19 protein-coding genes are annotated in these 22063 nt (G+C 65.2%); 14 read left to right on the plus strand and 5 right to left on the minus strand.

Annotation, left to right across the window (positions count from 1 at the left end):
* Positions 1-31: 31 nt before the first annotated feature.
* From WS66_RS29395 to WS66_RS29425, 7 genes are all read left to right on the plus strand, one after another.
* Positions 32-829 carry an ABC transporter ATP-binding protein gene (locus WS66_RS29395; protein ID WP_012366578.1) on the plus strand — a complete coding sequence of 266 codons (798 nt, stop codon included), beginning with the start codon at positions 32-34 and terminating at the stop codon, positions 827-829.
* Positions 830-860: 31 nt separating this feature from the next.
* A complete protein-coding gene (locus WS66_RS29400; RefSeq protein ID WP_059606284.1) occupies positions 861-1640 on the plus strand; it encodes a transporter substrate-binding domain-containing protein in 780 nt (259 codons plus the stop codon).
* A gap of 66 nt (positions 1641-1706) precedes the next feature.
* Positions 1707-2390: an ABC transporter permease gene (locus tag WS66_RS29405; protein ID WP_236873003.1), complete on the plus strand. Its 684-nt coding sequence runs from the start codon at positions 1707-1709 to the stop codon at positions 2388-2390.
* Positions 2391-2403: 13 nt separating this feature from the next.
* Entirely contained in the window at positions 2404-3099 is a 696-nt protein-coding gene (locus WS66_RS29410) for an ABC transporter permease (protein ID WP_082729032.1), read from the plus strand.
* Positions 3100-3143: 44 nt separating this feature from the next.
* Positions 3144-4313 (plus strand): trans-sulfuration enzyme family protein, encoded by a 1170-nt coding sequence (locus tag WS66_RS29415; protein WP_059606290.1) that lies wholly within the window; start codon positions 3144-3146, stop codon positions 4311-4313.
* 104 nt (positions 4314-4417) lie between these two features.
* Positions 4418-5347 (plus strand): homocysteine S-methyltransferase family protein, encoded by a 930-nt coding sequence (locus WS66_RS29420; RefSeq protein WP_059606293.1) that lies wholly within the window; start codon positions 4418-4420, stop codon positions 5345-5347.
* Positions 5344-5781 (plus strand): Lrp/AsnC family transcriptional regulator, encoded by a 438-nt coding sequence (locus tag WS66_RS29425; RefSeq protein ID WP_059606296.1) that lies wholly within the window; start codon positions 5344-5346, stop codon positions 5779-5781. The genes WS66_RS29420 and WS66_RS29425 overlap by 4 nt, the downstream gene beginning before the upstream one ends.
* A gap of 128 nt (positions 5782-5909) precedes the next feature.
* Here WS66_RS29425 and pntB read toward each other — a convergent pair whose 3' ends face one another.
* From pntB to WS66_RS29440, 3 genes are all read right to left on the minus strand, one after another.
* Positions 5910-7325, minus strand: coding sequence for a Re/Si-specific NAD(P)(+) transhydrogenase subunit beta (gene pntB, locus WS66_RS29430; RefSeq protein WP_059606300.1), 1416 nt, complete (start codon positions 7323-7325; stop codon positions 5910-5912).
* A 13-nt stretch (positions 7326-7338) separates the two neighbouring features.
* On the minus strand, positions 7339-8940 hold the full coding sequence (locus WS66_RS29435) for a Re/Si-specific NAD(P)(+) transhydrogenase subunit alpha (RefSeq protein WP_059606303.1): 1602 nt from the start codon (positions 8938-8940) through the stop codon (positions 7339-7341).
* A gap of 453 nt (positions 8941-9393) precedes the next feature.
* Positions 9394-9984, minus strand: a complete 591-nt coding sequence (locus WS66_RS29440) for a dimethylsulfonioproprionate lyase family protein (RefSeq protein WP_059606307.1) — start codon at positions 9982-9984, stop codon at positions 9394-9396.
* Between the two features lie 461 nt (positions 9985-10445).
* Between WS66_RS29440 and WS66_RS29445 the strand changes: the two genes are divergently transcribed.
* From WS66_RS29445 to WS66_RS29460, 4 genes are all read left to right on the plus strand, one after another.
* The gene (locus WS66_RS29445; protein ID WP_059606312.1) at positions 10446-12236 is read left to right on the plus strand and encodes an acyl-CoA dehydrogenase; all 1791 of its coding nucleotides are present in this window, start codon (positions 10446-10448) and stop codon (positions 12234-12236) included.
* 79 nt (positions 12237-12315) lie between these two features.
* Entirely contained in the window at positions 12316-13944 is a 1629-nt protein-coding gene (locus tag WS66_RS29450; RefSeq protein ID WP_442859309.1) for an electron transfer flavoprotein-ubiquinone oxidoreductase, read from the plus strand.
* Positions 13945-13993: 49 nt separating this feature from the next.
* Positions 13994-15187 carry a beta-ketothiolase BktB gene (gene bktB, locus WS66_RS29455; protein ID WP_059604079.1) on the plus strand — a complete coding sequence of 398 codons (1194 nt, stop codon included), beginning with the start codon at positions 13994-13996 and terminating at the stop codon, positions 15185-15187.
* Positions 15188-15225: 38 nt separating this feature from the next.
* The gene (locus WS66_RS29460; protein WP_059604076.1) at positions 15226-16080 is read left to right on the plus strand and encodes a 3-hydroxybutyryl-CoA dehydrogenase; all 855 of its coding nucleotides are present in this window, start codon (positions 15226-15228) and stop codon (positions 16078-16080) included.
* 63 nt (positions 16081-16143) lie between these two features.
* On the opposite strand, the gene WS66_RS34535 is transcribed toward WS66_RS29460, so the two are convergent.
* Positions 16144-16461: a hypothetical protein gene (locus WS66_RS34535; RefSeq protein WP_236873028.1), complete on the minus strand. Its 318-nt coding sequence runs from the start codon at positions 16459-16461 to the stop codon at positions 16144-16146.
* Here WS66_RS34535 and WS66_RS29470 point away from each other — a divergent pair.
* The 3 genes from WS66_RS29470 to WS66_RS29480 all read left to right on the plus strand — a co-directional run bounded on the left by WS66_RS29470 (position 16409) and on the right by WS66_RS29480 (position 20939).
* On the plus strand, positions 16409-17425 hold the full coding sequence (locus tag WS66_RS29470) for a GlxA family transcriptional regulator (RefSeq protein ID WP_059604092.1): 1017 nt from the start codon (positions 16409-16411) through the stop codon (positions 17423-17425). The genes WS66_RS34535 and WS66_RS29470 overlap by 53 nt on opposite strands.
* A gap of 227 nt (positions 17426-17652) precedes the next feature.
* On the plus strand, positions 17653-18864 hold the full coding sequence (locus WS66_RS29475; protein WP_059604071.1) for a M24 family metallopeptidase: 1212 nt from the start codon (positions 17653-17655) through the stop codon (positions 18862-18864).
* 692 nt (positions 18865-19556) lie between these two features.
* Positions 19557-20939, plus strand: coding sequence for an MFS transporter (locus WS66_RS29480; RefSeq protein WP_082728985.1), 1383 nt, complete (start codon positions 19557-19559; stop codon positions 20937-20939).
* A gap of 273 nt (positions 20940-21212) precedes the next feature.
* Here the strand turns inward: WS66_RS29480 and WS66_RS29485 are convergent, their stop codons facing one another.
* The gene (locus tag WS66_RS29485; RefSeq protein ID WP_059604068.1) at positions 21213-21731 is read right to left on the minus strand and encodes an Hcp family type VI secretion system effector; all 519 of its coding nucleotides are present in this window, start codon (positions 21729-21731) and stop codon (positions 21213-21215) included.
* Positions 21732-22063 lie beyond the last annotated feature (332 nt).

Below are 22063 nucleotides of genomic sequence, written 5' to 3' on the forward strand. Positions count from 1 at the left end.
TGTGAGCAACGTATCGAAGAAGGAGTCGAGGATGCCAGCAGCAATTCCTGCATGCAAACCGGCGGCGGACGCGCTGGTGGTCGAGGATATTCACAAGTCGTTCGGCGGTGTCGAGGTGCTGAAGGGCATCTCGCTGACCGCGAAGAATCATGAGGTCGTGTCGATCCTCGGCAGCAGCGGGTCGGGAAAAAGTACGTTCCTCAGGTGCATCAACTTGCTGGAAATGCCCGACCGTGGCCGGATCTGCGTGAATGGCGAAACGCTCGCGCTGAAACGGGCAGGCCGCGACGGCGCGCTCGTCGCGGCCGACGCGCGGCAGGTGATGCGCGTGCGCCGCAAGCTTGCGATGGTGTTCCAGCAGTTCAACCTCTGGGCGCACATGACCGTGCTGCAGAACGTGATGTTCGTGCCGGTGCGCGTGCTCGGCGTGCCGAAGCGCGACGCCCGCGACAAGGCGATCGCGATGCTCGAACGGGTCGGGCTCGCCGGCAAGTGCGAACACTATCCGAACCAGCTGTCGGGTGGCCAGCAGCAGCGCGTCGCGATTGCACGAGCGCTCGCGACCGACCCCGACGTGATGCTGTTCGACGAGCCGACATCGGCGCTCGATCCGGAACTCGTCGGCGAAGTATTGAAGGTGATGCGCTCGCTGGCCGACGAGGGACGCACGATGCTCGTCGTCACGCACGAGATGGGATTTGCGCGCGAAGTCGCGAACCGCGTCGTGTTCGTCCACCAGGGACGAATCGAGGAAGACGGCAGTCCAGACGAGGTATTCGCGAGCCAGAAATCGCCGCGTTTCCAGAAGTTTCTGTCCAGCATCATCTGATGCGGATTCAATGTCAACCGGAGGGGAAATCATGAAAAAGCTGCTTCAGTCGCTGTGCGTGGGCGCGGCATTGTTCGGTTCGGTCGCGCATGCCGAGCAGGTCGTGCGGGTCGGCACGCTCGCCGATTACGCGCCGTTCGAATACAAGGATGCATCCGGCAAGCTGCAGGGCATGGAGATCGACATCGGCAAGAAGATGTGCGACACGATGAAGGTCAAGTGCCAGTGGGTGACGATGGATTTCGACGCGCTGATTCCGGCACTCAAGGCGAAGCAGATCGATGCGGTGCTCGCGCAAATGTCGAAGACGCCGGAGCGTGAGCAGTCGGTGGACTTCACGCGCATTTTCACCACGGCGCCGGTGCAACTCGTCGCGAAGCAGGGCTCGGGCATCACGGACAACGCCGCCTCGCTGCGTGGCAGGACGATCGGCGTTCAGACGGCATCGACGCACGAATCCTATCTGCGCCGCCGCCTGCCGGCGAGCAAGTCGGGCATCAACGTGAAGGTCTATCAGACGCTCGACGAGGCGTGGCTCGATCTCGAGGCCGGGCGCGTCGATGCGGTGTTTGCCGACAACACGGTTGCGTACGACTGGCTGACGAAGGCCGGCAGGAAGGAGGGCTTCGACTTCGTCGGCAAGCCGATCGCCGATGCGGAGATCTTCGGCGACGGTACCGCGATCGCGGTACGCAAGGGCGACGCGCCGTTGAAGGCGCTGTTCGACAAGGGCATCGCGCAGGTGCAGGCGGATGGCACGTTCGCCGCGGCCAACAAGCGCTATTTCCCGTTCAGCATCGCGCCGCAATAACCGCGCATCGGCACCGCGCGGGCGCCGGACGGCGGCCTGCGCGATCCGCGTCTTACACGGAGCGACATGACGATGGACATCTTGATGAACTACGGCGCGCAGATCGCGGCTGGCGCGCTCGTCACGCTGGAGCTTGCGGTCGCCGCGCTGTGCGTCGGCATGCTGCTCGGCATCGCCGGTGCGTCGGCAAAACTGTCGAGCCTGGGGTGGCTCAGGCATGCGACCTATGCGCTGACCAATTTCCTGCGCGGCATTCCCGAGTTCCTGATCCTGTTGATCTGCTACTTCGGGCTGTCGCATCTGCTCAACGCGCAATTCGATGGCGCCCTTGTCATCAGTCCGTTCTCCGCCGGCGTGATCGCGCTCGCCGTGGTGTTCGGCGCCTACTCGTCGGAGATGTTCCGCGGCGCGTTCATCGCGGTGCCGGCCGGACAGATCGAGGCCGCGCACGCGTACGGGATGACACGCCTGCAGACACTGTGGTACGTGCGGCTGCCGCAGGCGTGGCGCATCTGCCTGCCGAGCCTGAACAACATGTGGCAGAACCTGCTGAAGGACACGTCGCTGGTGTCGATCGTCGGGCTCGAGGACATGTTGCGCAAGGCGAACATCGCCGCGCAGTTCACCAAGCAGCCGTTCGTCTTCTACGTGACGGTCGGAATCGTCTATTTCGGCTTTCTCGCCGCATCCAACCCCGTGTTCGCGTGGCTCGAGCGCATCGCGGGCCGCGGTTACGCAAAACGCACCTGAAGAGGGCCATGTGATGAACGACTTTCTTTCCCTCATCGAGCAGTCCGGCCCGGACGTCGCGCGCGGCATATGGATCACGCTCGAGCTGCTGGTGCTGTCATGCACCCTTGCGTTCGCGCTCGCGGTGCCGCTGGCTGTCGCGCGCACGTCGGCGTGCCGGTGGTTCTCGATACCGAGCCGCCTGTTCATGTCGGTGTTTCGCGGCACGCCGCTGCTGGTGCAGATTTTCGTGCTGTATTACGGGCTCGCGCAGTTCTCGATCGTGCGTGCGTCGCCTCTGTGGCTGCTGGTCGGCGGATCGTTCTCGTGTGCATTGTGCGCGCTGACGCTCAATCTCGCGGCCTACATGGCGGAAGACATCCGGGGCGGGATCGCCGGCGTCCCCGCCGGCGAGAAGGAAGCCGCGCTCGCATTCGGGATGAGCCGCTTCATGCTCACCTGGTTCGTGATCGTGCCGCGCGCGATCGGCATCGTCGCACCGACGCTCGGCAACGAGATCGTGCTGCAGCTGAAGTCGACCGCGCTTGCCAGCACGATCACCGTGCTCGACCTGACCGGTGTCGCGCGACGCATCTCCATCGAAACCTATACGACCGACGCGCTGATGCTGGCCGGCATCGTGTACGTCGGTATCACGGCTGTGCTTTCGACCGCGCTCAAACGCGTCGAAGGTCTGCTGAATCGCCATCTTGGCAGCGTGCGTGCCTGACCGGCGCCGCATGAACGCGACACAACGAACGATCCGAGGACGACATGGGATACAAGCTTGAAACGCTGGCGCTCGCCGCTGACCGCGACGTGACCGACGAGAAGTCGGTCGCGCCGGCGATCCACTATTCGGCGGTATTCAAGGCAGCCGGCAGCGAGGAATTCGCGGAGATGTCGAGCGTGCCGCAGCATCCGCGCAACTACACCCGCTACGGCAATCCGGTTCACGAGCGCGTGAAGGCGATCATGGCGGAGCTCGAGGGCACCGAGACTGCGCTCGTCACGGCATCCGGAATGGGCGCGATCGCGACCGCGATCCTCAGTGTCGTGAAGGCCGGCGATCACGTCGTCGGCCAGACGCGTCATTACATGAGCACCACGAAGATGCTCGACGACATGCTGCGCCGGTTCGGCGTCGAGGTGACGTTCGTCGATCAGACGGACGTGGCCGCGTTCGATCGCGCGATCCGGCCGAACACACGGCTGATCGTGCTCGAGTCGCCGGTCAATCCGCTGCTGCTCGTGACCGACATCGCCGCGGTGACCGAAATCGCAAGAGCCCGCGGCATCCTCACGCTCGCGGACAACACGTTCGCGTCGCCGATCAATCAGCAACCGCACCGGCTCGGTGTCGACATCGTCGTGCACAGCGCGACCAAGTATCTGGGTGGCCATCACGACCTGACGGGCGGCGTGATCTGCACGAGCCGCGTGCTCGCCGAGCAGATCTGGCATACGCACATCACGCTCGGGGCGGTGCTGTCGCCGATGGACGCGTGGCTGCTGCTGCGCGGGCTGCGCACGCTGCCGATGCGCGTCGAGCGGATCAACGCGAACGCCCAGGCGCTCGCCGAATTCCTCGAAGCGCACGAGAAGATCGAGCGCGTGTTCTATCCGGGCCTGCGCAGCCATCCGCAGCATGGGCTCGCATGCCGGCAGATGCGCGGTTTCGGCGGCGTGGTTGCGTTCGGTGTGCGGGGAAGCTACGGCGAAGCGCAGCGCTTTGTCGAGGCGCTGCGCTTGCCGCTGAATGCAGGCAATCTCGGCGGCGTCGATTCGCTCGCGATCCATACGGCGTCCATGTGGGCGGGCACGATGTCGGCGGAGCAGATGCGCGCTGCCGACATCCCGCTCAATTTCATCCGCTATTCGGTTGGCATCGAGCACATCGACGACCTGAAAAGCGATATCGCGCAGGCATTGGAGCAGATCTGACACGGACCCGCGCGCACGCTCGATCGAAGCCCGACGCGCGTCGCGCCGACCTTTGAATCGATTCGCGCACGAGATGCGTGAATTGCAACGACGGAGCACGGACTATGCATGACATCACGGTACTCGACGGCGGCATGGGCCGCGAACTGGCGCGGATGGGCGCGCCGTTCAGACAGCCGGAATGGTCGGCGCTCGCACTGATGGAAGCGCCGGATTACGTCGGCCTCGCGCACGACGCATTCATCGCGGCGGGTGCCGACGTGATCACCGCGAACAGCTATGCGGTCGTGCCGTTCCATATCGGCGAGGAGCGGTTCCATCGCGACGGAGTCGCGCTCGCGGCACTTGCCGGGCAACTCGCGCGGCAAGCGGCGGACCGCGCAGGGCGGCCCGTGCGCGTCGCAGGATCGCTTCCACCGACCGGCGGTTCCTACCGACCCGACCTGTTCGACGCAGCGCGCGCGGATGCGATCCTGGCGTCGCTCGTCGATGGGCTCGATCCATATGTCGACCTGTGGCTGGCCGAGACGCAGAGCCTGACGGACGAGATCGGCGCGGTCCGGCGTGCGCTCGATGCGAATCCGAAGCCGCTCTGGGTCTCGTTCACGCTGCGCGACGACGTCGACGCAGATGCCACGCCGGTACTGCGATCGGGACAGATGCTCGACGAAGCGATCGACGCCGCCGTGTCCGCGCGCGCGACCGCGCTGCTGTTCAACTGCAGCCAGCCGGAAGTGATGGGTGCGGCGATCGAGACGGCGCAGCGCACGCTCGCGAGAGCGGGAACGTCGCTCGTGATCGGCGCCTATGCGAACGCGTTTCCGCCTCAGCGCGCCGATGCGCGCGCGAACGAGGAGCTCGACGGCCTGCGCGGCGACATCGATCCGCCCGGCTATGCAAGATGGGCAGAGCAGTGGCTTGCGCTGGGCGCGCGGATTGTCGGCGGGTGTTGCGGAATCGGCCCCGGCCACATCGCGGCATTGCGCGACGCGGTCGATGCGCGCGGCGCCGGACACACCGGATTCGGACAATGAAGATCGACGGCCTGGACCAGAAGATAATCGACGCGTTGTGTGCCGATGCGCGGATTCCGCTCGCGGTATTGGCCGACAGGATCGGTCTGTCCAGGCAGGCGGTCCGGAACCGGATCGACCGGCTCGAAGCGCTGAACATCATTGCCGGCTATACGGTGCGGCTCGCAGTGCCCGACGATGTCGTGCCGGTGCGCGCCGTGATGCTGGTGTATCGCAAGGACCGGATGCGCGGCGCCGACGTGCTCGCCGCGCTCGAGCGGATCGCCGAGGTGCGCGATTGCGCGGTCCTCAGCGGCGAGGTCGATTTGCTCGTGCAGATCGAGGCGGCCACACACGAGCGCATCAGCGACATCTGGGCAACGATCAGCGCGCTGGACGGCGTGCAAAACATGACGACCAGTTTCGTGCTCGACTCCGTTGTCCGCAAGCGCTGACTAAACCGGCGCAATGGGAAAAGGGCAGGTGGGGAGCTGCTCGTCGCCCGGCTCGGCGGGGGTGTCGGCGTATCGAAGCCACGCGGCGCCGGAGCGGCTTGCTGCCCGCTCCACGCGCGTGGCCGTACTCAGGCTTTCAGTGCACCGAAGATTTCATTGAGCATCGACTTCGCATCGCCGAACAACATGCGGTTGTTGTCCTTGTAGAACAGCGGATTGTCGACGCCCGCATAGCCGGACGCCATGCTGCGCTTCATCACGATCGACGTCCTCGCCTTCCACACTTCCAGCACCGGCATGCCGGCGATCGGGCTCGACGGATCGTCCTGCGCGGCCGGGTTCACGATGTCGTTCGCGCCGATCACCATCGACACGTCGGCCTCGGGGAAGTCGCCGTTGATCTCGTCCATCTCCAGCACGATGTCGTACGGCACCTTCGCTTCCGCCAGCAGCACGTTCATGTGCCCCGGCATGCGGCCCGCAACCGGGTGGATCGCAAAACGCACGTCGACGCCCTTCTCGCGCAGCAGCTTCGTCAGCTCGAACACCGTGTGCTGGGCCTGCGCAACGGCCATCCCATAGCCGGGTACGATGATCACGCGCTTCGCTTCGCGCAGCAGCTCGGCCGTCTCCGCCGCGCTCACCGCGACCGCCTCGCCGGCCGGCTGCGCCGCGCCGCCGCCTGCTGCCGCCGGTGCGCCCGCGCCGCTGCCGAAGCCGCCCGCGATCACGCTGATGAAGTTGCGGTTCATCGCGCGGCACATGATGTACGACAGGATCGCACCGGACGAGCCCACCAGCGCGCCGATCACGATCAGCAGGTCGTTGCCGAGCATGAAGCCGGTGGCCGCCGCCGCCCACCCCGAGTAGCTGTTGAGCATCGACACCACGACCGGCATGTCCGCGCCGCCGATCGCCATCACCATGTGCACGCCGAACAGCAGCGAGATCACGGTCATCACGACGAGCGGCAGCATGCCGTCCTGGATCGTCTCGGCATGCAGGAACGCGCGGCCGTAGTAGATCACGATCAGCAGCGCGGCCAGGTTCATCCAGTGCCGCGCCGGCAGCAGCAGCGGCTTGCCGCCGATCTTGCCCGACAGCTTGCCGAACGCGATGATCGAGCCCGCGAAGGTGACGGCACCGATCAGGATGCCGACATAAATCTCGACCTCATGAATGGCCTTCTCCGCGCCGGTGAATTGCAGCGACGTGTCGATGTAGCTCGCGAAGCCGACCAGGCAGGCCGCGAGGCCGACCAGGCTGTGCATCAGCGCGACCAGTTCCGGCATCTGCGTCATCTGCACTTTCTTCGCGGCGTACAGGCCGACCGCGCCGCCGACGACGAGCGCGGCGATCACGTACGGAATGCCCGCGGCCGACACGCGCGGCCCGGCCACGGTGGCCAGGACGGCGATCAGCATGCCGATCATGCCGAGCAGGTTGCCGCGGCGCGCGGTTTCGGGGTTCGCGAGGCCGCCGAGGCTCAGGATGAACAGGATCGCGGCGCCGATATAGGAGACGGTAGTCAGGTTGGAAGTCATTGTTGTCGTCCCCTTATTTGCGGAACATCGCCAGCATGCGGCGCGTGACCGCGAAGCCGCCGAACATGTTGACGGCCGTGAGCGTGAGCGCGCCCACCGCCAGGCCGAGGATCAGCCCGGACGGGCGGTCGCCCGCGTTGGCCAGTTCGTCCAGCGGCGGCGCGACCTGCACGAGCGCGCCGATCGCGATGATCGACGAGATCGCGTTGGTCACGCTCATCAGCGGCGTGTGCAGCGACGGCGTGACGTTCCAGATCACCATGTAGCCGACGAAGCACGCGAGCACGAATACCGTGAAGTGCGACAGGAAGCTGGCCGGCGCGAACTGGCCGACCAGCAGGAATGCCAGCGCGCCGATCGCGAATACGATCGCGAGCGCCTTGGCCGACATCGGCTCGCCGCTGTGGCCGTGGCCTTTCGACTTCGCCGGGGCGGCCGCCGCGGGTGCGGCTGCCGGGGGCTTGGGCGCGACGGCCGCCTGCTTGATCGGCGGCGGCGGCCAGGTGACGTTGCCTTCCTTGATCACGGTGAGGCCTCGGATCGCGTCGTCGTCGAAGTCGACGTTGATCGTGCAGTCCTTGGCCTTGCACAGCTCCTCGATCACGCGCAGCAGGTTCGTCGCATACAGCGTGGACGACTGCCGCGACAGGCGCGACGCGAGATCGGTGTAGCCAACGATCGTCACGCCATGGCGCACGACCGCCTCGCCGGGCACGGTGAGCTCGCAGTTGCCGCCCTGCTCGGCGGCCATGTCGACGATCACGCTGCCGGGCTTCATCGACTGCACCATCTCGGCGGTGATGAGCTTCGGCGCCGGCTTGCCGGGGATCAGCGCGGTGGTGATGATGATGTCGGCATCCTTCGCCTGCTGCGCGTACATCGCGCGCTGCGCCTGCTGGAAGCCCTCGCTCATCACCTTCGCGTAGCCGCCGCCGCCCGAGCCTTCCTCTTCGTAGTCGACCTTGACGAACTCGCCGCCCAGCGACTTGACCTGATCGGCCACCTCGGCGCGCGTGTCGTTCGCGCGCACGATCGCGCCGAGACTCGCGGCGGTGCCGATCGCGGCCAGTCCGGCCACGCCGGCGCCGGCGATGAACACTTTGGCCGGCGGGATCTTGCCGGCTGCCGTGACCTGGCCGTTCAGGAAGCGGCCGAACGCATGCGCGGCCTCGATCACGGCGCGATAGCCGCTGATGCCGGCCATCGACGTGAGCGCGTCCATCTTCTGCGCGCGCGACAGCGTGCGCGGCAGCGAATCGATCGCCAGCACCGTGGCGCGCTTCGCTGCCAGCTGCTGCATCAACTCGGGGTTCTGCGCGGGCCACACGAAGCCGATCAGCGTGCCGCCCTCGCGCATCAGCGCGACTTCGTCGGCGCTCGGCGGGCGGACCTTGAACACGATATCGCTGCCGGACCAGAGCTCGGCGGCGGTGGCGGCGATGCTCGCACCGGCCGCGCGATATGCGTCGTCGTCAAAGTTCGCGCCGGCCCCGGCGCCGCTTTGGACGGCCACCGTAAAACCCAGCTTGATCAGTTTCTCGACCACTTCGGGGACGGACGCAACGCGCCGCTCCTGAGTGGCTGTCTCCAGAGGAATCCCAATCTGTAATGTCATAGTATGAAAGATGGGTGATAGATCGGTGATGGCCATCGCGAAGCGCTCGGGCCGGTGCGTCAAGGTACCAGAATCATGTGCGTGTTTAGTGGAGTGCGTGACGGTCTGTGTCAAAAATAGAACGACCGTTCGCTGAATGCGGATAGAGTATGCCGCATAACGATGAGGCTATCGGGGACACAAATGCGTCGAACGCGTTTTCCGGTGTTCTGTTGCGTTTTATCCACGCGCGGGCGATATCGCGTCGGCCGAATGGATGTTGACGATGCGACCGGATCACCGCTTCCACGGTGCGGCGCAGCCGCGCGGCGGGACTGCATGGGCTTCCCATAACCGGCTTCCTGCGCGGGTTCCCATGGCCGGCTCCCCATTGGCGATTCCGACCGACCGGCTGGTCAATGGCCGGCTGCTTGTCGCAGGCGAATCCGTTGGCATCACGCGTCGATCGTCGGATCAATTCAGCAGGCACCAGATCGCGAGGAACGGCGCGTGGCCGGAGCGCATCGCGTGCAGTGCGCCAGGCGCATTGTGGATGCCGCCGCCGATCCCGGGATCGAACCACGCGCCGTTTCGCTGCCGGAATTCGCCGGCCGTCATGAGCACGTACGCTTCCTCCGGTGCGTGACCGTGATCCGGATATCTGACGTCGGGCATCATCAACGAGAAGCCGAGCTGGATGTCGTCACGGCTTTCGGCGCCGCCGGGCCCGCAGATCATCCCGTTCACGTGCCCGTCGATGTAGTTCGGGCTGCCGTCCTTGCCGGACGTGCGACGCGACCATCCGATCACGGGTTCGAGCGACTTGATCAGCCGTGCGACGGTGGCGAACGTCGGGCTGACGCGCGCGACCGACTCGAGCGCCGGGTCGAGCCATTCGCATGCGGGGTATCGCACCGGGAGCCGCGTTCCGTTGTCCGACGGGGTCTGCAGCCGTGCGAATACTTGCGGCGCGAATGCGCGCGCGGCGGGTGGGAGTTTGTCCGACTCGAACAGATCGCCGGCGACCCGGACGAAATCCGCGATGTCTTTCGGGCGTACACTCATTCTGGTTTCTGCTCCCGCGCTCGCTTGGCGTGATGACACGAAAGTCTACGCAGAAACCTGCCGGCCCGGACAGCGAAAAAGGGCGGCCGATTTGGCACCGGCCGCCATGTGCCCGCCGCGGCTTCCGTCCATCCCGAGGCGCCTTCGGCGACTTTCCATCATCAACGCCCGGTCTTCGGCTTCGCCGGAGATTCGAGTCGCCAGCCAACCCGTCCGGCCGGCACGCGGATTGCGCGTCGTCTGTGCCGCAATCGGCATCCGAACCCTCCGCCCGGACGCCCGTTTCCGCCATCGCCGCGCGCATCGCGTGGCCGGTTTTGTCACCATGTGGGCCGGATATGACAATGGAAAACCGCCGGCACGGCATTACGATGGGCCACGACGTCGCCTGGCGCTGGCCGGTTTTGCCGCAGCCGCCCGGGCCGCGCGCCTCATTCACTGCCTGATTTGGAACATCGACCATGAGCTATAACGCCCCTGTCAAGGACATGCTGTTCGTGCTGAAGGAACTCGCGGGCATCGACACCGTCGCGCAGTTGCCGGGCTTCGAGGAAGCCGGCTACGACACCGCGCAGGCCGTGCTCGACGAATCCGCGAAATTCTGCGGTGAAGTGCTGGCGCCGCTGAATGTCGAGGGCGACCGCAACCCGAGCAGCTGGAAGGACGGCGTCGTGACGGCGACGCCCGGCTTCGGCGCCGCGTTCCGCCAGTTCGTCGAAGGCGGCTGGCAAGGTTTGCAGCACCCGGCCGAATATGACGGCCAGGGGCTGCCGAAGCTGATCGCGACGCCGTGCATCGAGATGCTGAATGCGTCGAACCTGTCGTTCGCGCTGTGTCCGCTGCTCACCGACGGCGCGATCGAGGCGCTGCTGACGGCCGGCACCGACGAACAGAAGCAGCGCTACGTGCCGAAGCTGATCTCGGGCGAATGGACCGGCACGATGAACCTGACCGAGCCGCAGGCCGGCTCGGACCTGGCGCTGGTGCGCTCGCGTGCCGAGCCGCAGGGCGACGGCACGTACAAGGTGTTCGGCACGAAGATCTTCATCACGTGGGGCGAGCACGACATGGCGGACAACATCGTCCACCTGGTGCTGGCGCGCACGCCGAACGCGCCGGAAGGCGTGAAGGGCATTTCGCTGTTCATCGTGCCGAAGTTCCTCGTCAACGAAGACGGCTCGCTCGGCGCACGCAACGACGTGCACTGCGTGTCGATCGAGCACAAGCTCGGGATCAAGGCGAGCCCGACCGCGGTGCTGCAATACGGCGACCACGGCGGCGCGGTCGGCTATCTGGTCGGCGAGGAGAATCGCGGCCTCGAATACATGTTCATCATGATGAACGCGGCGCGCTTCGGCGTCGGGATGCAGGGGATCGGCGTGGCCGACCGTGCGTACCAGAAGGCTGCGGCATTCGCGAAGGAGCGCGTGCAGAGCCGCCCGGTCGACGGGGCGGCGAAGCAGTCGGTGACGATCATCCATCACCCGGACGTGCGCCGCATGCTCGGCACGATGCGCGCGCTGACCGAAGGCGCGCGGGCGCTGGCCTACGTGGCAGCCGCGCACAGCGACATTGCCCACCGCCATTCGGACGAGGCGACGCGCACGCGTCATCAGGCAATCTACGAATATCTGGTGCCGGTCGTGAAGGGCTGGAGCACGGAGATGGTGAACGACGTGGCGAGCCTGGGCGTGCAGGTGCATGGCGGGATGGGCTTCATCGAGGAAACCGGCGCCGCGCAGTACTACCGCGACGCGCGAATCCTCGCGATCTACGAAGGCACGACCGCGATCCAGGCGAACGACCTGGTCGGCCGCAAGACGATGCGCGACGGCGGTGCGGTGGCGAAGGCGCTGATCGCGGAGATCGGCGAGACTGTCGCGGCGCTCGGCAAGGTGGACGGCGCTGCGGCCGCGTCGATGAGGGCGCAGCTCGAGAAAGGCGCGCGCTCGCTGTCGGCGGTGGTCGACTACGTGGTCGCGAACGTGAAGCAGGACCCGAACGCGGTGTTCGCGGGCAGCGTGCCGTACCTGAAGCTGGCCGGCGTGGTGCTGTGCGGATGGCAGATGGCGCGCGCGCTGCTGGCGGCGCACGCGAACCGCGCGAGCGACACGGCGTTCTTCGATGCGAAGATCGCGATCGCACAATGCTATGCGGAACACGTCCTCGTGCAGGCAGGCGGGCTCGAAGCGTCGATCGTCGGCGCGAAGGGTAGCGAGAGCGTGCTCGCGTTGACGGAAGACCAGTTCTGACCGTAACGGTCGGGGCGCAGGAGGAGACAGGATTTTGACCACACAGGACTTGCTCGCGCAATACGGCCCGCGCGAATCGATGGAATACGACGTCGTGATCGTCGGCGGCGGCCCCGCCGGGCTGTCGGCGGCGATCCGGCTCAAGCAGCTGGCCGCCGAGAAAGGCACCGAGATCGGCGTGTGCGTGCTCGAGAAGGGTTCCGAGATCGGCGCGCACATCCTGTCGGGCGCGGTGATGGACCCGCGCGCGATCACCGAACTGTTCCCCGACTGGAAGGAACGCGGTGCACCGCTCGATGTCGAGGTGACCGAAGACCGCTTCCTGTTCCTGTCGGAAAAGAGCGCGGTCACGACGCCGAACTGGGCGCTGCCGGCCAACTTCCAGAACCACGGCAACTACGTGATCTCGCTGGGCAACGTCACGCGCTGGCTCGGCCAACAGGCGGAAGCCCTGGGCGTCGAGATCTTCCCGGGCTTCCCGGCTGCGGAGATCCTGTACAACGACGACGGCTCCGTGAAAGGTGTCGCGACCGGCAACATGGGCGTGGGCAAGGACGGCGAGCCGACCGAGAACTTCCAGCTCGGCATGGAGCTGCACGCGAAGTACACGCTGTTCGCCGAAGGCTGCCGCGGCCACCTCGGCCGCCAGCTGATCTCGAAGTTCAAGCTCGACGCGAACGCCGATCCGCAGGCGTACGGGATCGGCATCAAGGAACTGTGGGAAATCGATCCCGCGAAGCACAAGCCGGGCCTCGTGATCCACACGGCCGGCTGGCCGCTGAAGTCGGACACGTACGGCGGCTCGTTCCTGTATCACATGGACAACAACCAGGTCGTGGTCGGCTTCGTGGTGGGCCTGGGCTACACGAACCCGTATCTGTCGCCGTTCGAGGAATTCCAGCGCTACAAGACGCATCCATCGATCCGCGCGTTCCTGGAAGGCGGCAAGCGCGTGTCGTACGGCGCGCGGGCGATCACGGCCGGCGGCCTGCTGTCGCTGCCGAAGACGGTGTTCCCGGGCGGCGCGCTGATCGGCGACGACGCGGGCTTCCTGAACGCATCGCGGATCAAGGGCAGCCACGCGGCGATCAAGACGGGCATGCTGGCGGCGGACGCCGCGTTCGACGCGCTGCAGGCCGGCCGTCAGAGCGACGAGCTCAACGCGTATCCGGACGCCTTCAAGCAGTCGTGGCTACATACGGAGCTGTACCGCGCGCGCAACTTCAAGCAGTGGATGGCGAAGGGCCTGTACCTGGGCACGCTGATGGTCGGGCTCGAGCAGAAGGTGATGGGCGGCAACGTGCCGTGGACGCTGCACCACAAGCATGCGGATCACGAGATGCTGAAGCCGGCCTCGCAATGCACGCCGATCGAGTATCCGAAGCCGGATGGCAAGCTGACGTTCGACCGGCTGTCGTCGGTGTTCATCTCGAATACGAACCACGAGGAAAACCAGCCGGCGCACCTGACGCTGAAGGATGCGAACGTGCCGGTGAACGTGAACCTGCGAACCTACGCGGGGCCGGAGGGGCGCTTCTGCCCGGCGGCGGTGTACGAGTTCGTGAAGAACGACGACGGCAGCGACCGGCTGGTGATCAACGCGCAGAACTGCGTGCACTGCAAGACCTGCGACATCAAGGACCCGACGCAGAACATCGTGTGGGTCACGCCGGAAGGCGGCGGCGGGCCGAATTACCCGAACATGTAACGCAAACGCATCCCCGCGCCCGCGGGCGCGAACGAACCGGAGTGAGACGATGAGCAATGCAGCGAAGGAAGTCGTGGTGGTGAGCGGTGTCCGTACCGCGATCGGCGATTTCGGCGGGAGCCTGAAGGATTTCTCGCCGACCGATCTCGGCGCGAAGGTCGTGAGTGAAGTGCTGTCGCGCGCGAACGTTTCGGGTGACGCGGTCGGGCATGTCGTGTTCGGCCACGTCGTGAACACCGAGCCGAAGGACATGTATCTCGCGCGCGTCGCGGCGATCAACGGTGGCGTCGCGCAGCACACGCCGGCGCTGACCGTAAACCGCCTGTGCGGCTCGGGCCTGCAGGCGATCGTGTCGGCCGCACAGACGATCATGCTCGGCGACGCCGACATCGCCATCGGCGGCGGCTCGGAGAACATGAGCCGCGCGCCGTACAGCGTGCCGTCCGCGCGCTTCGGCCAGCGCATGGGCGATGCGAAGCTCGTCGACATGATGCTCGGCGCGCTGCACGACCCGTTCCAGACGATCCACATGGGCGTGACGGCCGAGAACGTCGCACGCAAGTACGGCATTTCGCGCGACGCACAGGATGCGCTCGCGCTCGAATCGCATCGTCGTGCGGCGCGCGCGATCGCGGAAGGCCGCTTCAAGGATCAGATCCTGCCGATCTCGATCCGCACGAAGAAGGGCGAGGTCGCGTTCGACACCGACGAGCACGTGCGTCACGACGCCGGCCCGGACGATTTCACGAAGCTGAAGCCGGTGTTCGTGAAGGAAGACGGCACGGTGACGGCCGGTAACGCGTCGGGGATCAACGATGCCGCTGCCGCGGTGCTGATGATGAGCGCGGATGCCGCACGTGCGCAGGGCGTGAAGCCGCTCGCGCGTCTGGTCGCGTATGCGCATGCGGGCGTCGATCCGGCGTACATGGGCATCGGCCCCGTGCCGGCCACGCAGAAGGCGCTCGAGCGCGCCGGCCTGAAGGTCACCGATCTCGACGTGATCGAGGCGAACGAGGCGTTCGCGGCACAGGCATGCGCGGTCACGCAGGAGCTCGGTCTCGATCCGGCCAAGGTCAACCCGAACGGCTCTGGCATTTCGCTCGGTCACCCGATCGGCGCGACGGGCGCATTGATCACGGTCAAGGCGCTGTACGAACTGAAGCGCATCGGCGGGCGTTACGCGCTCGTGACGATGTGTATCGGCGGCGGCCAGGGGATTGCGGCGATCTTCGAGAACATCTGATAATCGACCGTTCAGCACCCGAATACACAGGAATCGTCATGGCCATCGAAACCGTCGGCGTCGTGGGCGCCGGAACCATGGGCAACGGCATTGCGCAGACCGCCGCCGTTGCAGGACTCAACGTCGTGATGATCGACGTCAGCGATGCGGCACTCGACAAGGGTGTCGCCGCACTGAAGGGCAGCCTCGAGCGGCTCGTGTCGAAGGACAAGCTCGACGCCGCCGCACGCGACGCCGCGCTCGCACGCATCACGACGTCGACCGACTACGCGAAGCTCGTCGCGGTCGACATCGTGATCGAAGCCGCGACCGAAAATGTCGAGCTGAAGAGCCGCATCCTGAAGCAGATCGAGTCGGTCGCGCGGCCCGACGCAATCATCGCGACCAACACGTCGTCGATCTCGATCACGTCGCTCGCGGCGCTGCTCGCCGATCCGTCGCGCTTCGTCGGCATGCACTTCTTCAACCCGGTGCCGCTGATGCCGCTCGTCGAGATCATCCGCGGGCTGCAGACGAGCGACGCGACCGCATCGGCGGTGCGCGCGCTGACCGAGCGATTCGACAAATCGCCGATCGGCGTGCGCAATGCGCCGGGCTTCGTCGTGAACCGGATCCTCGTGCCGATGATCAACGAAGCGTTCTTCGTGCTGGCCGAAGGCATTGCGTCGGCCGAGGAGATCGACGCGGGGATGAAACTCGGCGCGAACCATCCGATCGGGCCGCTTGCGCTGGCCGATCTCGTCGGGCTCGACGTGTGCCTCGCGGTGATGGACGTGTTCCTGAAGGATTTCGGCGACACGAAGTATCGTGCGTGCCCGCTGCTGCGCGAGATGGTGTCGGCAGGGCGGCTGGGGCGCAAGACGGGGCGCGGGGTGTACGACTACAGCAAGTAAGCGGTGCATCGATGCCTCTTCGCGCGGCCGCCTTCGGGTGGCCGTTTGCTTTGGGCGGCATGCTTACGCGTCGAGCATCGCCAGGTTCCGCGGCAACGTGATCGCATGGCGCACGGCCGCCGCGACCTGGATCATCATCAGCGCCGCGAACGCGTTCCGCAGCGCGCCGGATGTCGCGCATCGGCGGCGTGTCGGGGAGTGCGCTGTCCTGCCGCGACGGCAGCGATTCAGCAGATGAATATCGGGCATCCCGCCGGAGCAGGCCAATTGCAGCCGCCGGAGGCCCGGCGCTATGATGCCGCATCCGTCCGATGGCAGTGACCCCTCGATGTCGAAAACCCCGCCCGTACCGCCGCTGCCGTCCCGATCGCGTGAAGGCATTCATGACCTTCGCATCGTCCGGTACGGCTTTTTGCTGGTCGACGACTTCTCGCTGATCGCGTTGAGTGCCGCGATCGATCCATTGCGGATCGCGAACATGGTCGTCGGGCGGCGCGTCTACGACTATCGACTGATCGGGCCAGGCGACTCGGTCGTCCGGTCGAGCGACGGCATCGGTGTCGTGCCGGACGTGTCGCTGTCGGACAGCGGCACATTCGACGTGGTGTTCGTCGTCGGCCCCAATCCCATCCCGCGCCGACGGACCGGCGCGATCATCGACTGGTTGCGTCGGCAGGCACGCAACGGGACCGCGCTCGGCGGCCTCGATACCGGCAGCTATTTCCTCGCGCGCGCCGGGTTGTTGAACGGCTATCGCTGCACGATCCATTGGGAGGACCAGGACGTGCTGATGGAGCAGTTTCCGAAACTGACGGTGTCTACCCGCCTCTACGAAATCGATCGCGATCGCTATACCTGCAGTGGCGGCGTCGCGCCGCTCGACCTGATGGTGCATCTGCTGGCGGCCGCGCCGGGCAGCCCGGCCCTGGCCGCGCGCGTGCTCGAATTGCTGGTCGCTGAGCCGCGCAGCCGCGAATACCGGCAGCAGACGTCGCTGCGCCAGTACATTGGCGCGGAGCACGAGAAACTGGACGAGGCCTTGCAACTGATGGAAAGCAACGTCGAGGAAACGCTTTCCGTGCCCGAGATCGCCGTCCATTTGCAGGTGTCGCAGCGACAGCTGCAGCGGTGGTTCCAGGATCGCCTCGGCAAGTCGCCCGCGCAGGCGTATCTGGAGATTCGCCTGCTGCGTGCGCGGCAACTGCTTTACCGCACCGCGACCTCGCTCGAGGAGGTGTGCGCGCGCACCGGATTCACGTCGACGACCCATTTCGCGACGCGCTACAAGGAACAGTTCCAGATCTCGCCGATCGCCGATCGGCGCCGCTACCAGAACGCGCTGTAGTCCGGCGGCGATCGCTTGCCGGGTTCGACCGGCATTCATTCCCGTACCGAAGATCGTCCTGCCGATGGACAGGCCCGCGCTTGCTCGCACGGCTGGCGGTGCCGGATTGGTGGTTAACCCGGAATGGCCAAATCGTGGACTGTGATGTCCATTCCAGAAATCTTCGAATTTGTCGAACTTCTACCATTTGCTCACACCCACCACGCTTTTTACCGAGGAGCGAGCTCATGAAGATGGAGAACCTGATTCGAATCGAGAATGGCGAGAAGGTGAAGCACACCTTCTCCGATGCCGAATATGCGAACCGTCAGCGCAGGCTGCGCGAACTGATGGCGCGCGAGAACATCGACGCGGCGCTGTTTACGTCATATCACAACATCAACTACTACTCGGACTTCCTGTATTGTTCGTTCGGCCGGAAGTACGGACTCGTCGTCACGCCGAACAAGGTCGTGTCGATCTCGGCGAACATCGATGGCGGCCAGCCGTGGCGGCGCACGGTCGGCGACTACAACGTCGTCTATACCGACTGGCAGCGCGACAATTTCTTCCGCGCGCTGCAGGTCGAGATCGACAATCGGGGCCGCGTCGGCATCGAGTTCGACCATGTGCCGCTCGAGATGCTGTCGAAGCTGAAGGCGGCGCTGCCGTCGGTCGAGTTCGTCGACATCGGCGCACAGACGATGCGCATGCGCATGATCAAGTCCGACGAGGAGATCGCGCTGATCAAGCATGGCGCGAACGTCTGCGATGTCGGCGGCGCGGCGCTGGCTGCCGCCGTGCACGAAGGCGTGCCCGAACACGAGGTCGCGCTGGCGTCCACGCAGGCGATGGTTCGCGAGATCGCGCGACGCTTTCCCGAGTCGGAACTGATGGATACGTGGACGTGGTTCCAGTCCGGCATCAACACGGACGGCGCGCACAATCCCGTCACCACGCGCAAGGTGCAGAAGGGCGACATCCTGAGTCTGAACTGCTTCTCGATGATCGCCGGCTACTACACTGCACTGGAGCGCACGATGTTCTTCGACCATTGTCCGGATGAACATTTGCGGTTGTGGAAGATCAACGTCGAAGTGCACGAAGCGGGGTTGAAGCTGATCAAGCCGGGTGTCCGCTGCAGCGACATCGCGCTCGAGCTCAACAAGATCTATGCGGAATACGGGCTGCTGCAATACCGCACGTTCGGGTACGGCCACTCGTTCGGCGTGTTGTCGCACTATTACGGACGCGAGGCGGGGCTCGAACTGCGCGAGGACATCGATACCGTGCTGGAGCCGAACATGGTCGTGTCGATGGAACCGATGATCATGCTGCCGCAGGGCCATCCGGGCGCGGGCGGCTATCGCGAGCACGATATCCTCGTCGTCGGCGAGCGCGGCGCAACCAACATCACTGGCTTCCCGTACGGCCCGGAACGCAACGTCATCAAGTCGTGAACGACATGTCGATGCGCGACGTCCGCCGTTGCGGCGGTGGACGTCGCATTGCCGGATGACGGCATACGCGGCGTCGAAGGAACCATGCAGCCGACGGAGGGTGATCCGCCAGGATCGTCCACGTCGGCTGTTTCGTTAAACGAAGCATGTCGAGCCGATCGCGGAACCCGTCCCGATCGATGCGCGAATCGGCAGGCATGCGCTCATCTGTCTTTGCGAGCTACGGCGATCCGCCGTTCCGTTTGCTCGATCCTGCATCACCCTTCCCATTCCCAAGATTTCCCGGCTTCACATCACCGACGGCCAGGCAGCCGGTCGACGCGCGTTCCCTGTCTCATTTCATCGACGGCCTTCGACGGGCATCCGGTCCTGCCCGGCAATCACGTGCTTCAGCGTTCATGCACCGCGATGCGTCGCCGCTTGTGCGATGCCGGCTTCCGGCATAACTTCGGATTTTCGACGCACGATCGCTATCGACGCGGGCGCGCTGCCCGACAGCCGGCGGTGTTAACCCTCGATGTCGAATCCAGAGAGTCTATTGTCGAAAAGGAAAATCTTCCTGGGGCTCCAACTCCTACCATGCGCTTGAATGGTCGCGATTCGGCACTGCGCAGTGCACTCACCGCACGATCGATCGAATCACGGATGGCGGCCATGACACCGCAACGTACTATTCAGTTTGGAGACTGAGCATGGGTACCAGAAAGGTAATGTCGGGTCGGTCGGCGGAGGCCGGCACATGGTTGCCGAGCCAAGGTGGCGCCGTCCGTTCGAGTGACGGCGCGTCCGCGCGCGGGGAGGCCGATACGCGGCTGCTCAGGCGGGCCGCATGTGCGAGCTTCATCGGCAACTTCGTCGAATGGTTCGATTACGCATCGTACGGGTATCTCGCGACCGTCATCGCGGTCGTGTTCTTCCCGAAGAGCGACGCGATGACGGGGCTGCTGGCCGCGTATGGCGTGTTCGCGATCTCGTTCGTGATCCGGCCGCTGGGCGGCGTGGTGTGGGGACACTTCGGCGACAGGGTCGGACGCCGGACCGCACTGTCGCTGTCGATCCTGATCATGTCGTGTTCGACTTTCCTCATCGCATTCCTGCCGACTTATGCGCAGGTCGGGATGGTCGCTCCGGTCTTGCTGCTGCTGGTGCGGGTCGTGCAGGGCTTTTCGGCGTCTGGCGAGTATGCGGGTGCGTCGGCGTTCCTTGCCGAGTACGCGCCGGAAGGCAAGCGCGGGTTCTACACCAGCATCGTGCCGGCCAGCACCGCGGCCGGCCTGTTGTTCGGGTCGGTGTTCGTCGCGGTGATGCACGCAGCGCTGACGTCGCAGCAGTTGCACGACTTCGGCTGGCGTCTGCCGTTCCTGCTGGCTGCGCCGTTCGGCGTAGTCGGACGCTATATCCGTATTCGTCTCGAGGACACGCCGAAGTTCAAGGCGCTCGAAGGCGCGCACCATGTCGCGCAGGCGCCGGCCACCGAGCTGCTGACGCGGCATCGCGGCAGGATGCTGATCGCGTTCGGCGTGACGTGTCTGAACGCCGTCGCGTTCTATCTCGTGCTGAGCTACATGCCGACCTACCTGTCTACCGAGATGGGTGTCGGCGAGACCGAGTCGTTCATCGCGGCGACGGTTTCGTTGGCGGCGTATATCGGGCTGATCTTCCTGATGGGCGCGCTTTCGGATCGGGTCGGCCGCAAGACGATGCTGATCGGCGCGTCGGTGTTGTTCGCGGTGCTGACGGTGCCGCTGTTCAAGGGGCTGGCCGGCGCGAGCTTCGTGACGATCGTGATGATCCAGATCGCGTTCGGCGCGCTGCTGACGATGAACGACGGGACTTTGCCTTGCTTCCTGTCGGAAATTTTCCCGACACGCGTGCGTTACACCGGCTTTGCGTTCTGCTTCAATACGGCGAATGCACTGTTCGGCGGGACGGCGCCGTTGGTCGCGACGTGGCTGATCGGGGCGACTGGAAACAAGCTCGCGCCGGCATGGTATCTGGTTGGGGCGGCGGGTATCGCGCTGATCGCGATGCTCGCGAGCAGCGAGACGTCGAAGCGGCCGCTTGCGGACGATTGACGATGCGATGAATCGTTTGGCCGGTTTTCGCTCCGCTTGAACCGAAGCGCCGTGTGGCAGTGTCGAATGTCTGCTGCGCGGCCTTCGCGTTCTCGGCGTTCGTGATGACGTCGCTCGCGCGGAGCGCGGAACGAACCCACCACGATGGAACGGCAAATGAGCTTTGCGGAAACAGAAAGCGCGGGCAAGAAGCGAGTGACGGTTCTTCGGGTGGGCAGCCGGTCTGTGCGTCAAACAAGGCTGGCAATGCGCCAGCCTTGCGATTAGACAGATTTAGCCTTCTTGCGGTTTGCGCCAGTCGTCGGAGGCTTCCGTGCCGGCGATGGCGTGGGTCCAGGTGATCTTGCGGTACGCCATCGCGACCTTGATCAACTGGGTGTACTCGGCCTTGCTCGGGTCCTGCGCGTGCGGCAGCGCGGCATTGATGTTGACGATGGTGGCGTCTTCGAGCTTGGTGGTGAAGAAGTGCTCCTGCTTGCCTTCGGTCGAGGTGCGGTACCACTTCACTTCCACTTCGGGGAGCATCTCGCCGGAGGCCAGCGCTTGGTACAGCAGCGGCGTGGCTTTGTTCAGCGGCGCGGTGAACGTGAACGGCTTATGCACGCGCTGGCCGGACGGCTGGCCGCTCTGCGGATCGGTCGGCGTCGCGATCAGGTGTTCGATTTCCTGGACCAGGATCTGGTCTTCGTGGCCTTCCTGGTAGACGTTGCCGACGGAATCGGCGGTGAAGGCGCCTTTGGTGATGTTGCCCTGGGTCTTGCCCTGGATGCTGATATAGGCGGGTGTAGGCATAGCTTTTATTACTCCGTTTTGTGATGAAAGGCCCGTGGCCCGATGCGCCATCAGTGATAGCAACAACCACAACGCAATCGCTGTGCCAGGTTGCTGTATTTCACAAAATAAGTATGTAAATCAATGGTTTATGTTTCGATTCGGCTTGCGCGGGCGCGCATCGGGTCGACTAAGCCAGCCAGCGGCGCCTTGCGGGCGGGTCAAAGTTGACTCGTTAGGCGTCAAGCTATTGAAATCAAAGAGAAACCCCCCGGGTCATTGTTGACCTGGCCGGGTCAGCAATGACCCGGCCGCTGGAGAGCGTCCGGTCCGTCAACGGAACTCCCTCCGTG

It is taken from the genome of Burkholderia sp. LA-2-3-30-S1-D2, assembly GCF_001523915.2.
GTDB classification, from domain to species: Bacteria; Pseudomonadota; Gammaproteobacteria; order Burkholderiales; family Burkholderiaceae; genus Burkholderia; species Burkholderia diffusa.

Excerpts from the sequence above, each read along its gene's own strand:
- WS66_RS29440 (WP_059606307.1), bottom strand. The coding sequence starts at position 9,984 with ATGAGTGTACGCCCGAAAGACATCGCGGATTTCGTCCGGGTCGCCGGC.
- WS66_RS29415 (WP_059606290.1), top strand. The coding sequence starts at position 3,144 with ATGGGATACAAGCTTGAAACGCTGGCGCTCGCCGCTGACCGCGACGTG.
- pntB (WP_059606300.1), bottom strand. The coding sequence starts at position 7,325 with ATGACTTCCAACCTGACTACCGTCTCCTATATCGGCGCCGCGATCCTG.
- WS66_RS29425 (WP_059606296.1), top strand. The coding sequence starts at position 5,344 with ATGAAGATCGACGGCCTGGACCAGAAGATAATCGACGCGTTGTGTGCC.
- WS66_RS29400 (WP_059606284.1), top strand. The coding sequence starts at position 861 with ATGAAAAAGCTGCTTCAGTCGCTGTGCGTGGGCGCGGCATTGTTCGGT.
- WS66_RS29445 (WP_059606312.1), top strand. The coding sequence starts at position 10,446 with ATGAGCTATAACGCCCCTGTCAAGGACATGCTGTTCGTGCTGAAGGAA.
- WS66_RS29485 (WP_059604068.1), bottom strand. The coding sequence starts at position 21,731 with ATGCCTACACCCGCCTATATCAGCATCCAGGGCAAGACCCAGGGCAAC.
- WS66_RS29470 (WP_059604092.1), top strand. The coding sequence starts at position 16,409 with ATGTCGAAAACCCCGCCCGTACCGCCGCTGCCGTCCCGATCGCGTGAA.
- WS66_RS29460 (WP_059604076.1), top strand. The coding sequence starts at position 15,226 with ATGGCCATCGAAACCGTCGGCGTCGTGGGCGCCGGAACCATGGGCAAC.
- WS66_RS29410 (WP_082729032.1), top strand. The coding sequence starts at position 2,404 with ATGAACGACTTTCTTTCCCTCATCGAGCAGTCCGGCCCGGACGTCGCG.
- WS66_RS29420 (WP_059606293.1), top strand. The coding sequence starts at position 4,418 with ATGCATGACATCACGGTACTCGACGGCGGCATGGGCCGCGAACTGGCG.
- WS66_RS29435 (WP_059606303.1), bottom strand. The coding sequence starts at position 8,940 with ATGACATTACAGATTGGGATTCCTCTGGAGACAGCCACTCAGGAGCGG.
- WS66_RS29480 (WP_082728985.1), top strand. The coding sequence starts at position 19,557 with ATGGGTACCAGAAAGGTAATGTCGGGTCGGTCGGCGGAGGCCGGCACA.
- WS66_RS29405 (WP_236873003.1), top strand. The coding sequence starts at position 1,707 with ATGACGATGGACATCTTGATGAACTACGGCGCGCAGATCGCGGCTGGC.
- WS66_RS29395 (WP_012366578.1), top strand. The coding sequence starts at position 32 with ATGCCAGCAGCAATTCCTGCATGCAAACCGGCGGCGGACGCGCTGGTG.
- WS66_RS34535 (WP_236873028.1), bottom strand. The coding sequence starts at position 16,461 with ATGCCTTCACGCGATCGGGACGGCAGCGGCGGTACGGGCGGGGTTTTC.
- bktB (WP_059604079.1), top strand. The coding sequence starts at position 13,994 with ATGAGCAATGCAGCGAAGGAAGTCGTGGTGGTGAGCGGTGTCCGTACC.
- WS66_RS29475 (WP_059604071.1), top strand. The coding sequence starts at position 17,653 with ATGAAGATGGAGAACCTGATTCGAATCGAGAATGGCGAGAAGGTGAAG.
- WS66_RS29450 (WP_442859309.1), top strand. The coding sequence starts at position 12,316 with ATGGAATACGACGTCGTGATCGTCGGCGGCGGCCCCGCCGGGCTGTCG.